Origin of the sequence: Bordetella genomosp. 5 (genome assembly GCF_002261475.1) — a bacterium.
Taxonomy (GTDB): Bacteria; Pseudomonadota; Gammaproteobacteria; order Burkholderiales; family Burkholderiaceae_B; genus Bordetella.
Map to the genome: position 1 here is coordinate 656,441 of NZ_NEVN01000001.1, position 12,579 is coordinate 669,019.

Here is a 12,579-nt window from a genome sequence, read left to right on the forward strand (position 1 = left end):
AAACATGAATATGGAAGTGATGCCGCCCGTCGCAGCACCGCTCGTCCTGATCCTCGGATTGGGAGAGACCGGTGCGGCCAGCGCGCGCTGGTGCGCCCGTCAGGGTGCACGGCTGCGCGTGGCCGACACGCGCGCCGAACCCGGCGGGCTGGCGGCACTGCGCGAGGCCCTCGCCGACGCGCAGGTCGAGTACCACCTGGGTTGCGCCGACGCGTTCCCGCCCGAGCTGCTCGATGGCGTGGATCAGCTCGTGCTGAGCCCGGGCCTGGCGCCGGGCGCGGAGCCCACCGCCGGCCTGCTGGCCCTTGCCGCCGAGCGTGGCATCGAGGTGGTGGGCGAGATCGAATTGTTCGCCCGTGCGCTGGCACAGCTTGCCGAGTCGCACGACTATCGGCCGCGCCTGCTGGCCGTCACGGGTACCAATGGCAAGACTACGGTCACGGCGCTCACGCGCCAGCTGATCGAGTCCGCCGGGCTGAGCGTGGTGGCCGCGGGCAATATCAGCCCGGCGGCACTGACCGCTCTGGCCGATGCGCTCGACGCCGACGCGTTGCCGCAGGTCTGGGTGCTCGAGCTGTCGAGCTTCCAGCTCGACACGACGCGCTCGCTGCGCGCCGACGCGGCGGTGGTGCTCAACGTGACGCAGGATCACCTGGACTGGCACGGCAGCATGCAGGCCTACGCGGATGCCAAGGCCCGTTTGCTGAAGATGACGCGCGTCGCCATCGTCAATCGCGACGACCCGCTGACCGTCGCCATGGTGTCCGGGCTGAACGCGCTCGACGTGCGCAGCTTCGGTCGCGGCTTGCCGGCGCTGGTCGGCGACATGGGCCTCGAGCCCGGCGATGGCATGGCCTGGCTGGTGGCGTGCGAGCCGACCGATTTCGACGAGCCCGCGCCGCCCGTGCGGCGCAAGAAAGATGCTCCCCCGCCGACGCGCCATGCCGGCCGTGTCAGCCGTCTGATGCCGGCCGATGCCCTGCGCATTCGCGGCGTGCACAACGCCCTGAACGCATTGGCCGCCATGCAGCTCGCGCGTGCGCTGGACCTCGGCTGGGGCCCGATGCTGCGCGCGCTGCGCGACTATGCCGGCGAGCCGGGCCGGGTGTCGTTCGTGCGCACCGTGGCGGGCGTCGACTACATCAATGACACCAAGGGCACCAACGTGGGCGCGACCGTCGCCGCGCTGGAAGGCCTCGGTCAGACCGTCGTGTTGATCGCCGGCGGCCAGGGCAAGGGCCAGGATTTTTCGCCGCTCGTGCCGATGGTCAAGCGCCATGCGCGCGGCGTCGTGCTGATCGGTACCGATGGCCCGGCCATCGGCGAGGTGCTGGCGTCCACCGGCGTGCCCTGCGTGGCCGCGGCCGACATGGCCGACGCGGTACGGCGCGCCGCCGAGCTGGCTCAGGAGGGCGATGCCGTGCTGCTGTCGCCGGCCTGCGCCAGCCTCGATATGTTCCGCAACTATCCGCACCGCGGGCAGGTCTTCGTCGAAGAGGTCGAAGAGCTCGCGCGCGACCGGGGCGAGGTGCTATGAGCCTGTTCGCCGAACTCACCGCCAGCGTCAATGCCGTGCGCCCCGGGCGCACCCGCATGCGCAATTTCGACCTGCCGCTCGTGGTGGCCGCGTCGACTTTGCTGCTGCTCGGCCTGCTGATGGTGTATTCGGCGTCGATCGCGCTGGCCGACGGCCCGCGCTACGCCTCGTACGGTCGCTATTACTTCGTGGTACGCCACGGGCTCTTCCTCACGACCGGCCTGGTCGCGGCCGCGATCGCGCTCGCTCTGCCGCTGCGCGTGTGGCAGCGCCTCGCCGTGCCGCTCTTCATGTTCGCGCTGTTCCTGCTGCTCGCCGTGCTCGTGCCGGGCATCGGCCGCGAGGTCAACGGCGCGCACCGCTGGATTCCGCTGGGCCCGGTCAATTTCCAGCCCTCCGAGCTGATGAAGCTGGCCGCCGTGCTCTACGCCGCCGACTACACCGTACGCAAGCAGGAGTACATGCAGGCCTTCGCGCGCGGCTTCCTGCCCATGGCCTGCGCGCTGGGGGCGGTCGGCATGTTGCTGCTGCTCGAGCCCGACCTCGGCGCCTTCATGGTGATCGTGGCGATTGCGATCGGGATCCTGTTCCTGGGCGGCATCAACGGCAAGTACTTCAGCAGCCTGCTGGCCGTGCTCATGGGCACCTTCCTCATGCTGATCTGGCTGTCGCCGTGGCGCCGCGCGCGTCTGTTCGCGTACCTGGATCCCTGGAACGAAGAGAACGCCTACGGCAGTGCCTATCAGTTATCGCATTCGCTCATCGCGCTGGGCCGCGGAGAGTGGTTCGGCGTGGGCCTGGGTGCCAGCGTCGAGAAGCTTCATTACCTGCCCGAGGCGCACACCGACTTCCTGATGGCGGTCGTGGGCGAGGAACTCGGATTCGCCGGCGTGATGCTCGTCATCGTGCTGTTCGCGGTCATCGTGCAGCGCGGCTTCGATATCGGCCGCCAGGCGATCGCCATGGAACGCACCTTCTCGGGCCTCGTCGCGCATGGCGTGGTGATGTGGTTCGGCGTGCAGGCGTTCATCAATATGGGCGTGTGCCTGGGCCTGCTGCCCACCAAGGGCCTCACGCTGCCGCTCATGAGCTATGGCGGCTCCGGCATCGTCATGAATCTGTGCGCGCTCGCGATCCTGATCCGCGTCGACATCGAAAACCGCGTCCTGATGCGGGGAGGGCGAGTATGACCGCGCCCACGATCCTCATCATGGCCGGTGGGACCGGCGGTCACATCATGCCGGGCCTCGCCGTGGCCGAAGTGCTGCGCGCGCGCGGCTGGCGCGTGCTGTGGCTGGGCAATCCCGACAAGATGGAAGGGCGTCTGGTGCCGCCGCGCGGCATCGACCTCGTTCCGCTGCATTTCCAGGGCGTGCGCGGCAAAGGGGCGGGCACGCTCATCAAGCTGCCGCTGACGCTGCTGCGCGCGCTGTCCGAAGCGTGGGGCCGGCTGTCCGCGGTGCGTCCCGACGTGGTGCTGGGCATGGGCGGCTATGTCGCCTTCCCGGGCGGCGCCGTTGCCGCGCTGCGCCGCATTCCGGTCGTGGTGCACGAACAGAACGCCGTCGCCGGCACGGCCAATCGCTGGCTCGCGCGCATGGCGCGTCGCGTGCTCTCCGGCTTCCCCGGCGTGCTGCCGGCGGCCGAGTGCGTGGGCAATCCGGTGCGCGCCGACCTGGCCGCGCTGCCGGCACCGGCCGAGCGCTATGCGGGCCGCACGGGTCCGCTGCGCCTGCTCGTGGTGGGCGGCAGCCTCGGCGCCCAGGCGCTGAACACGGTGCTGCCGCAAGCTCTGGCGCGTCTGCCCGCCGACGTGCGGCCGCAGGTCGTGCATCAGGCCGGCGAACAGCACTTCCAGGCCCTGCGTGCCGCCTATGACCAGGCGGGCGTGCAGGCCGAATGCGTTCCTTTCATCGAAGACATGGCCGGCGCCATGGGGGCGGCCGACCTGCTGGTCTGCCGCGCGGGCGCCATGACCGTGTCCGAGGTGGCGGCGGCGGGCGTCGCGGCGCTGTTCGTGCCGTTCCCGCACGCCATCGATGATCATCAAACCGCGAATGCGCGCTTCCTCAGCGACGATCAGGCGGCCTGGCTGCAACCGCAGCCGGACCTGACCGCGCAGTGGCTGGCCGACTGGCTGGCCGCGCGCACGCGCACCGAACTACAAACCGTGGCTGGCCGGGCCCGTGCGCATGCGCGAGTGCAGGCCGCCCAGGATATCGCCGACGCGTGCGTTGCCGCAGCGGGGCGTTCAACATGAAACACCGTATTCAACATATTCATTTCGTCGGCGTCGGCGGCTCGGGCATGAGCGGCATCGCCGAGGTGCTGCTCAATCTGGGTTACACCGTGAGCGGTTCCGACCTCAACGAGTCGACGGTCACGCGCCGTCTGGCCGGTCTCGGCCTGCGCGTGGCGATCGGCCATGCCGCCGAGAACGTCGCCGGCGCGGACGCGATCGTCACGTCCACCGCGGTCGCGGGCGACAACCCGGAAGTGATCGCGGCACGTGCCGCGCGCATTCCCGTGGTGCCGCGCGCCGTGATGCTGGCCGAACTGATGCGCCTGAAGCGCGGCATCGCCGTGGCCGGCACCCATGGCAAGACCACCACGACCAGCCTGGTCGCGAGCGTGCTCGCCGCCGGGGGGCTGGACCCCACCTTCGTGATCGGCGGCCGCCTGAATTCGGCCGGCGCCAACGCGCAGCTGGGTCAGGGCGAGTTCATCGTGGTCGAGGCCGACGAGTCGGACGCCTCCTTCCTGAATCTGCTGCCGGTGATGGCCGTCGTGACCAACATCGACGCCGATCACATGGACACCTACGGTCACGATGTCGCGCGCCTCAAGAGCGCGTTCATCGAGTTCACCCAGCGCCTGCCGTTCTACGGCAGCGCCGTGCTGTGCGTGGACGACGCCAACGTGCGCGAGATCATGCCCTTCGTGTCGCGTCCGATCACGACCTACGGCCTGTCGCCCGAAGCGCAGGTGCGCGGCGAAGACGTCGTGGCCGACGGCACCCGCATGCGCTTCAGCGTGCGCCGCCGTGACCGCGACATCGAACTGCCCACGCTGCAGGTCGAGTTGAACCTGCCCGGTCTGCACAATGTGCGCAACGCGCTGGCCGCGATCGCCGTGGCGTCCGAGCTGGGCGTGTCCGACGACGCGATCCAGCAGGCGCTCGCCGCCTTCAAGGGCGTCGGCCGCCGCTTTACCCAATACGGCGATCTGCCCGTGTCGCAGGCCCAGGGCGGCGGCACCTACACGCTCATCGACGACTACGGTCATCACCCGGTCGAGATGGCCGCGACGCTGGCCGCGGCCCGTGGCGCCTGGCCCGACCGTCGCATCGTGCTGGCCTTCCAGCCGCACCGCTATACCCGTACGCGCGACTGCTTCGAAGACTTCGTGCGCGTGCTCGGCACCGCCGACGCCGTGCTGCTCACCGAGGTCTACGCCGCGGGCGAAGCGCCGCTGGTGGCCGCCGATGGCCGCGCGCTGTCGCGTGCGCTGCGCGTGGCGGGCAAGGTCGAGCCCGTGTTCGTCGAAGACGTGGCCGAGCTGCCGCAAGCCGTGCGCGATTTCGTGCGCGACGGCGACGTGGTGGTGGTGATGGGAGCCGGTTCGATCAGCCGCATCCCGGCCCAATTGGGAGAACAGGCATGAGCGCACAGTTCGGCAAGGTAGGCGTTCTGTATGGCGGTCGTTCCGCCGAACGCGAAGTCTCGATCATGTCCGGCACCGGCGTGCACGAAGCGCTGCGCAGCCAGGGCGTCGACGCGCATCTGTTCGACACCGGCACGCGCACCCTGGCCGAACTGGCCGACGCGCGTTTCGATCGGGTCTTCATCGCGCTGCACGGTCGCTACGGCGAAGACGGCTCGCTGCAGGGCGCGCTCGAACTGCTGGGCATTCCGTACACCGGAAGCGGCCCGATGGCCTCGGCGCTCGCGATGGACAAGATCATGACCAAGCGGATCTGGCTGCAGCACGGCCTGCCCACGCCGCAGTTCGAGTCGCTCGATGCCGACAGCGAACTGCGCCTGGTGCCCGATCGCCTCGGCCTGCCCCTGATCCTGAAGCCGCCGCATGAGGGGTCGACGGTCGGCATCACGAAGGTGTCCGGCTATTCCGACATGAAAGAAGCCTACGCGGCAGCCGCGCGTTTCGACGAGACGGTGCTGGCCGAGCAGTTCATCACTGGCCGCGAGCTCACCGTGGCGCTCATGGGCAAGGGCCGCAATGCGCGGGCGCTGCCCATCATCGAAATCGTGGCGCCCCAGGGCAACTACGACTACGAGCACAAGTACTTCTCCGACGAGACCCAGTACTTCTGCCCGGCCGACCTGCCGAAATCGCTGGCCGACGAGATCGCCAACATCTCGGTGGCGGCCTACCGCGCGCTCGATTGCGAGGGCTGGGCCCGCGCCGACGTGCTGCTGGACCGCCAGAATCGACCCTGGCTGATCGAAATGAATACCTCGCCCGGCATGACCGGGCACTCGCTGGTGCCCATGGCGGCGCGCGCGGTGGGCATGTCCTACCCCGAGCTGTGCATGGCCATCCTGGCCGAGGCGTCCTGCAAATTGCAGGCCCCGGCGCGTAACGCCTGACCGGAACGACTTGTGTGGAACGACGCTCGCACCATCAACCTGATCGCCAACACGCTCGCCGTGCTGGCGGTAGCCGCCATGCTGGTGGCCGGGGTGGTGTGGGTCGCGCAGCGACCATATTTCAAACTCACGGCCATCGAGCTCGAGGCGATGCCCGAGTCCGAGCTGCACTACGTCTCGACGGGCGCGGTGCGGGCGGCCATTGCGGGCCGCTTCACGGGCAATTTCTTCACCGTGGACCTGGACGAGGCGCGCGAGGTGTTCGAGTCGGTGCCGTGGGTGCGGCATGCCACCGTGCGCCGCATCTGGCCCAATACCTTGCGCGTGCGCATCGAAGAGCAGCTGCCCCTGGCGCTGTGGAACGAGAACCAGATGATCAACACCTGGGGCGAAGCGTTCACGGCCAACACGGGCGAGCTGGACGACGACATGGTGCTGCCGCAGTTCGCGGGACCCGAGGGTGCCGAGGCGCTCGTGGTGCAGCGCTACGCGGAACTGGCGCGCTGGTTCGCGCCGCTCGATCTGCAGGTGCGCGAGCTGGAACTGAGCCCGCGCTACGCCTGGCGTGCGATCCTGTCGAACGGCATGGCGCTGGACCTGGGCCGCGATCCGGGCGCCGACGCGCCGGATCCGCACGGTCTGCCCGGCGCCTTGCCCTTCGCCGCCCGTATTCAACGCTTTGTGCAGAGCTGGCCCGCCGTGGCCAGCCGGCTGGAAGGCCGCACGGTCACCCAGGCCGATCTGCGATACCCCAATGGTTTTGCCCTGGCGCTGGCTCCGCTGCCGCCAGAGACCAAATCGAATTCCAAAACCAAACCTGTCAAGAAACCATAACGCCATGACCCGTGACATCAAGGACCTTATCGTCGCCCTCGATATCGGCACCAGCAAGGTGGTGGCTGTGGTGGCCGAAATTCTGCCCGAGGGACGCTTCGAAGTGCTCGGGTTGGGGCAGCACGAGTCGCGCGGCATGCGCAAGGGCGTGGTCGTCAATATCGAGACCACGGTCAACTCCATCCAGCGCGCGCTCGAAGAAGCCGAGCTGATGGCCGACTGCAAAATCCGCGACGTCTATACCGGCATCGCCGGCAGCCACATCCGCAGCTTCAATTCGAGCGGGATGGTGGCCGTCAAGGACAAGGAAGTCACCGCCACCGACGTCGCACGCGTGATCGAGACCGCCAAGGCCGTCAACATCCCGACCGATCAGCAGGTGCTGCATGTGCTGACGCAGGAGTTCATCGTCGACGGCCAGGAAGATATCCGCGAGCCCATCGGGATGAGCGGCCTGCGCCTCGAAGTGCGCGTACACATCGTGACCGGCGCCGTGAGCGCGGCCCAGAACATCGTGAAGTGCGTGCGTCGCTGCGGCCTCGAAGTGCAGGATCTGATCCTGCAGCCGCTCGCCTCCAGCCTCGCCTGCCTGACGGCCGACGAGAAAGAGCTGGGCGTGGTGCTGGTCGATATCGGCGGTGGCACCACCGACGTCGCCATCTTCACGGGCGGCGCGATCCGCCACACCGCGGTGATTCCGATCGCCGGCGACCAGATCACCAACGACATCGCGGCGATGCTGCGCACGCCGACGCCGGATGCCGAAGAAATCAAGCTGCGCTATGGCGTGGCCAAGCAGGTCATTGCGCGTCCCGACGAGGCCGTCGAGGTCCCGGGGCTGGGCGACCGCGGCCCGCGTCAGGTCAAGCGGCAAGCCCTGGGCGCCGTGATCGAACCGCGCGTCGAAGAATTGTTCACGCTGGTGCAGCAGGTGGTGCGCGACTCCGGCTACGAAGATCTGCTGGCGTCGGGCGTCGTGCTCACCGGCGGATCGGCGCAACTGCCGGGCATGGTCGAGCTGGCCGAAGACGTGTTCCTGAAACCGGTGCGCGTGGCCGTGCCCGAGTACGAGGGCAGCCTCGCCGACGTGATGCGCAATCCGCGTTTCTCGACCGTGATGGGCCTGCTTCAGGAAGCCCGCATGCAGCGCGTGCGTGGCCGCAAGGTCGCCGCGCAGACCGGCAATCTGAAGAGCCTGTTTGCCCGCATGAAGGAATGGTTCATGAATTGAATGAGGGGCAGGGAGCCGCGGGGGTTCCTGGTCCTCGGTGTTCACCGGCAGTTTGCGGTGAAGGCCGAAAGCGAGGGGAGGAGACGTTTCAAAACCGGTGCGGGCAACCGCCGGCCTCGTTTTTGAAGCGACTCACATAAAGATAGGTTGTAGGGGAATTTTGTTATTCGCAAATCCGGACTTGTGAGGGAGTCATCATGATGAACTTTGAGATGCTTGAGACCAACGCCAAAGGGACCATAATCAAGGTCGTTGGTGTGGGTGGTGCGGGCGGCAATGCCGTGGCGCACATGATTCGCAGTGGTGTGAGCGGCGTGGATTTCATCTGCGCCAATACCGACGCGCAGGCGCTTGCCGCCACCAACGCGCCGGTGCAGATCCGTCTGGGCCGTACCGGTCTGGGCGCGGGTGCCAAGCCCGAGCAGGGCCGCGCCGCGGCCGAAACCGCTCGTGAAGAAATCCGTGCCGCCCTTAACGGCGCGCACATGGTTTTCATCACGGCCGGCATGGGCGGTGGCACGGGTACGGGCGCGGGTCCGGTCGTGGCCGAAGTGGCCAAGGAACTGGGCATCCTGACCGTGGGTGTCGTGACCAAGCCCTTCACCTTCGAGGGCAACAAGCGCCTGAAGATGGCTGAAGACGGCATCAGCGAACTGGGCAAGCACGTCCATTCGCTCATCGTCGTGCTCAACGAAAATCTCTATGAGCTGATGGACGAGGATGCCACCCAGGAAGACTGCTTCAAGTCTGCCGACGACATCCTGCACAACGCTTGCGCCGGTATCGCCGAAATCATTAACGTCGAAGGCAACGTCAACGTCGACTTCGAAGACGTGAAGACGATCATGGGCGAGCAGGGTCAGGCCATGATGGGCACGGCGACCGCCAGTGGCGCCGACCGCGCTCGCGTGGCGGCCGAGAAGGCCATCGCATGCCCGCTGCTCGAAGGCGTGGACCTGAACGGCGCGCGTGGTGTGCTGGTCAACATCACGTCGGCCCGTACGCTGAAGATGCGCGAAACGCGCGAAATCATGGAAACGATCCGCAGCTACGCTTCGGAAGACGCGACCGTGATCTTCGGCACCGCCTACGACGAAACGATGGGTGAAAACCTGCGCGTGACCGTGGTGGCAACCGGCCTTGGCCGCGCCGTCGCTCGTCCGCAACTGGTGCAGACCCCGGCAGAAGAACTGCGCACCGGCACCGACAACCTGCCCCTGGGCGGGATGGTGGCTGCGCAGCAGGGCGACTACCGCAATCTGGACATGCCGTCGGTGATGCGCAACCCGCGCAGCCAGGCGTCGGCCCAGGTGCGTGCCCTGGAAAGCTCGGGCATGGATCACTTCGACATTCCGGCTTTCCTGCGCAAGCAAGCCGACTGACGTGGTCCGCGGGCCGGAAGGCTCCGTTACTCCCTCAGCGTCCATCCTTCGCTGCCCCGGCGAAGGATGGACGTGCGAGCGGTAAGTGCATGAAATGCAGTGCAACAAATATCGGGGATATCTATGGCGGCCATAGCGACAGCCGCATGGCGTCATTGTGCCGCGAAGGTTACAATGGCATGGTTCTGCCGGCTTGCGCACGCAAGTTGCCGGCTTCATGTTTAGAAAAAACAAGATCATGTTCCGACAGCGCAGCATTCAGAATCTCGTCCGCACGACAGGCGTCGGCGTCCACTCCGGACGGCGGGTCGAGCTCACGCTGCGTCCTGCGGAAGCCAACACGGGCATCGTGTTCCACCGTGTCGATCTGCCCGAGGTCGTCGACCTCCCGGCGCAGGCCACGGGCGTGGGCGATACCCGCATGGCATCGGTGCTTCAGCAGGGCAACGTGCGTGTGTCCACCGTCGAACATCTGATGTCGGCGCTTGCCGGCCTGGGTATCGACAATCTCCACGTCGACCTCACCGCCGAAGAAGTGCCCATCATGGACGGCAGCGCGGCGACCTTCGTGTACCTGCTGCGCTCGGCCGGTATCGTCGAGCAGAACGCGCCCAAGCATTTCATCCGCGTCCTCAAGCCCATCGAGGTGCGCGAGGGCGAAGGCCGCAACGAGAAGTGGGCCCGCCTGGAGCCGCACGAAGGTTTCGCGCTCGCCTTCTCGATCGACTTCCGCCACCCCGCCATCGATTCCACCGCCAATTTCGCGGAGATCGATTTCGCCACCCATTCGTACGTGCGCGAGATCGCGCGTGCCCGCACCTTCGGCTTCGTCAACGAAGTCGAGGCACTGCGTTCGATGGGCCTGGCGCGCGGCGGCAGCCTCGACAACGCGATCGTGATGGACGAGTACCGCGTGCTCAACAGCGACGGCCTGCGCTACGACGACGAATTCGTGAAGCACAAGATTCTCGACGCCATCGGCGATCTGTATCTGCTGGGCAAGCCGCTGGTCGCGCGCTACGTCGCGTGCAAGTCGGGCCATGCGCTCAACAATCACCTGGCGCGCGCGCTGCTCGAGCAGCAAGAGTCCTGGGAGCTCGTCACGTACGAGTCGCAGGCGGCCGCGCCGCAGGCCTTCCGTCACGAATGGAAGCTGGCCTGAGTCCGATCTATCGCGTCGCCTGATCTATCAACGGGGCCTTCGATCGAAGGCCCCGATGCTTTTGGCCGCGCCCGAATGGGCTGCCCGGGGCCGGGCATGGCCGGATGAAATCGGCTGAAATGCCTTCAGTCTTTGCCGTGATGGCGCAGCAGACGCGCGACCGCGTCGGCCAGCGGACCGGGGCGCAGCCCCTCGCGCAGGTCGCTGAAGGCCTTGAGCGCGGTGTCGCCCAGGGGCTGGGCTTCTTTCGGGGGACGGGGTGCTTTTTGCCCCGGGCGCGGCATACCGGCTTGAATCCGAACGCTAATTTCAGTAAGGTTCCAGCCTTGCGTGGATAAGGTCTGGGCAATTCGCGGCGCCATCTGGCGCAATTTCGCGGCGTAGACCGGGCCCGGCACAGCCAGCATCAATTTCTGGCTTTCGAATTTGGCCACCACGCACACTGCGCCCAGCGCGGGCGGCAGCACGGCTGCCACCGCCTGTTGAATCTGCAGATGCGCCCGCGCCGTGGCGAGCACGCCCGCGCCGCGCATGTCATGACCCAGCCAACCGAGGGCCGTCTGTTCTCTCGACTTGCGGGTCGAGGAACGAGTTCGGTGTGGAGCAGGTCTATTCATGCCGCTCAATAATAGGATGCAAACCTTGAAGATCGTGATTATGCATGCCCGCGCAGGGCAGGACCGGCATCTCACCGTCAGCGGTGCGCGCCTGGCCCTGTTCGCGGGTGTCGCCCTGATGGCGGCAGCCGCGATCGGCGCGATCATGCAGCGCGTGTTGATGCCGGCGTTTGCCGGCGCCACGCCGTATTCGGTCGACTGGCCCAGCTATGCACGCTCGATGAATCCGGACCGCGAGGCCGATTTCATGCGCGAAAACGTCAACATGCTCGCCTCGAAGGTCGGCGTGTTGCAGGCCAAGCTGACCAGTATCGACGGCCTCGGCCGCCGTGTCGCGCAGATCGCTGGTATCGACTATACCGATGTCGCACCGGGCAGTCACCCCGACATGATGCCCGCCGAGGCGACCCACGTGATGGACGATCTGTTTACGGATCGCCAGCCGCCGTCGCCCGAGTCCGCCGAAGCGCTGGGCCGTCAGCTCGACGAGATCCAGGTGCGCATGTCGCGCCAGGCCGACAACCTGAAGCTGCTCGACGCCGCGCTGACGCGACGCTCGGCCGATCAGGCGCGCGTGCCGACGGCCATGCCCATCACCGACTACCCCTATCTCAGCTCCAGCTACGGCTGGCGCCGCAACCCGGTGACGGGTCGCTATGCCATGCACGAAGGCCTGGACTTCGCCGCCCCGCCGGGCACGGCCATTCTGGCCGCCTCCGGGGGCGTGGTGCTGTCGGCCAAGCGCGAGACCGGCTACGGCAACATGGTCGAGATCGATCATGGCAATGGTCTGATCACGCGCTACGCGCACGCCTCGCGGCTGCTGGTGAAGGCCGGCGATCTGGTCGAACGCGGCCAGGAAGTGGCCCAGGTGGGATCGTCGGGCCGCTCTACCGGCCCGCACCTGCATTTCGAAGTGCGGCTGGCAGGTCAGCCTCTCGACCCGCGCCTCTTTCTGGGGCCCCAACAAACCGCGCCGTCCGTCGTGGCGCAAGCCCAGGCTGGCAAGCCCGTCTCCGAGCCTCGCGCTCCCTGATTTCTCCCTCTGGTGCGCATCGCCCGGCCTGGCCGGGTCCCGCCTCGCGCACGGTCTGTCCCCTCTGCCTCATTGTTGCGCTCCAGGTGCGTTAAACTGGATCGTTTCCCAGCGGAACCAACCGCTCAACCCGTCATAAGAAATGTACGGGGCGCTGCTGCCGCGTCGCG

Annotated in this window: 11 protein-coding genes; 10 read left to right on the forward strand and 1 reads right to left on the reverse strand. The window is 67.3% G+C overall.

Annotation, left to right across the window (positions count from 1 at the left end; translation table 11 throughout):
- The first annotated feature begins 4 nt into the window (after window positions 1-4).
- From murD to lpxC, 9 genes are all read left to right on the forward strand, one after another.
- A complete protein-coding gene (murD, locus tag CEK29_RS03115) occupies window positions 5-1,537 on the forward strand; it encodes a UDP-N-acetylmuramoyl-L-alanine--D-glutamate ligase (RefSeq protein ID WP_094857271.1) in 1,533 nt (510 codons plus the stop codon).
- Complete coding sequence (gene ftsW, locus CEK29_RS03120; protein ID WP_094803201.1) at window positions 1,534-2,727, forward strand: putative lipid II flippase FtsW; 1,194 nt, start codon at window positions 1,534-1,536, stop codon at window positions 2,725-2,727. Before murD ends, ftsW begins: the two co-directional genes overlap by 4 nt.
- Window positions 2,724-3,797, forward strand: a complete 1,074-nt coding sequence (murG, locus tag CEK29_RS03125) for an undecaprenyldiphospho-muramoylpentapeptide beta-N-acetylglucosaminyltransferase (RefSeq protein WP_094803199.1) — start codon at window positions 2,724-2,726, stop codon at window positions 3,795-3,797. Before ftsW ends, murG begins: the two co-directional genes overlap by 4 nt.
- On the forward strand, window positions 3,794-5,200 hold the full coding sequence (gene murC, locus CEK29_RS03130) for a UDP-N-acetylmuramate--L-alanine ligase (protein ID WP_094803197.1): 1,407 nt from the start codon (window positions 3,794-3,796) through the stop codon (window positions 5,198-5,200). Before murG ends, murC begins: the two co-directional genes overlap by 4 nt.
- Window positions 5,197-6,147, forward strand: coding sequence for a D-alanine--D-alanine ligase (locus CEK29_RS03135; RefSeq protein ID WP_094803195.1), 951 nt, complete (start codon window positions 5,197-5,199; stop codon window positions 6,145-6,147). Before murC ends, CEK29_RS03135 begins: the two co-directional genes overlap by 4 nt.
- Window positions 6,148-6,159: 12 nt before the next feature.
- On the forward strand, window positions 6,160-6,981 hold the full coding sequence (locus CEK29_RS03140) for a cell division protein FtsQ/DivIB (protein WP_094857272.1): 822 nt from the start codon (window positions 6,160-6,162) through the stop codon (window positions 6,979-6,981).
- A 4-nt stretch (window positions 6,982-6,985) separates the two neighbouring features.
- Complete coding sequence (gene ftsA, locus CEK29_RS03145; RefSeq protein WP_094803191.1) at window positions 6,986-8,212, forward strand: cell division protein FtsA; 1,227 nt, start codon at window positions 6,986-6,988, stop codon at window positions 8,210-8,212.
- 197 nt (window positions 8,213-8,409) lie between these two features.
- Complete coding sequence (gene ftsZ / locus CEK29_RS03150) at window positions 8,410-9,594, forward strand: cell division protein FtsZ (protein WP_094803189.1); 1,185 nt, start codon at window positions 8,410-8,412, stop codon at window positions 9,592-9,594.
- 238 nt (window positions 9,595-9,832) lie between these two features.
- Window positions 9,833-10,756 (forward strand): UDP-3-O-acyl-N-acetylglucosamine deacetylase, encoded by a 924-nt coding sequence (gene lpxC, locus CEK29_RS03155; protein ID WP_094803338.1) that lies wholly within the window; start codon window positions 9,833-9,835, stop codon window positions 10,754-10,756.
- A 125-nt stretch (window positions 10,757-10,881) separates the two neighbouring features.
- Here lpxC and CEK29_RS03160 read toward each other — a convergent pair whose 3' ends face one another.
- Entirely contained in the window at window positions 10,882-11,289 is a 408-nt protein-coding gene (locus CEK29_RS03160) for a DciA family protein (RefSeq protein ID WP_094803187.1), read from the reverse strand.
- 124 nt (window positions 11,290-11,413) lie between these two features.
- Between CEK29_RS03160 and CEK29_RS03165 the strand changes: the two genes are divergently transcribed.
- Window positions 11,414-12,409: a M23 family metallopeptidase gene (locus CEK29_RS03165; RefSeq protein ID WP_094803336.1), complete on the forward strand. Its 996-nt coding sequence runs from the start codon at window positions 11,414-11,416 to the stop codon at window positions 12,407-12,409.
- The last annotated feature ends 170 nt before the right edge of the window (window positions 12,410-12,579 follow it).

Excerpts from the sequence above, each read along its gene's own strand:
- murD (WP_094857271.1), top strand. The coding sequence starts at position 5 with ATGAATATGGAAGTGATGCCGCCCGTCGCAGCACCGCTCGTCCTGATC.
- ftsW (WP_094803201.1), top strand. The coding sequence starts at position 1,534 with ATGAGCCTGTTCGCCGAACTCACCGCCAGCGTCAATGCCGTGCGCCCC.
- murG (WP_094803199.1), top strand. The coding sequence starts at position 2,724 with ATGACCGCGCCCACGATCCTCATCATGGCCGGTGGGACCGGCGGTCAC.
- murC (WP_094803197.1), top strand. The coding sequence starts at position 3,794 with ATGAAACACCGTATTCAACATATTCATTTCGTCGGCGTCGGCGGCTCG.
- CEK29_RS03135 (WP_094803195.1), top strand. The coding sequence starts at position 5,197 with ATGAGCGCACAGTTCGGCAAGGTAGGCGTTCTGTATGGCGGTCGTTCC.
- ftsA (WP_094803191.1), top strand. The coding sequence starts at position 6,986 with ATGACCCGTGACATCAAGGACCTTATCGTCGCCCTCGATATCGGCACC.
- ftsZ (WP_094803189.1), top strand. The coding sequence starts at position 8,410 with ATGATGAACTTTGAGATGCTTGAGACCAACGCCAAAGGGACCATAATC.
- lpxC (WP_094803338.1), top strand. The coding sequence starts at position 9,833 with ATGTTCCGACAGCGCAGCATTCAGAATCTCGTCCGCACGACAGGCGTC.
- CEK29_RS03160 (WP_094803187.1), bottom strand. The coding sequence starts at position 11,289 with ATGCGCGGCGCGGGCGTGCTCGCCACGGCGCGGGCGCATCTGCAGATT.
- CEK29_RS03165 (WP_094803336.1), top strand. The coding sequence starts at position 11,414 with ATGCATGCCCGCGCAGGGCAGGACCGGCATCTCACCGTCAGCGGTGCG.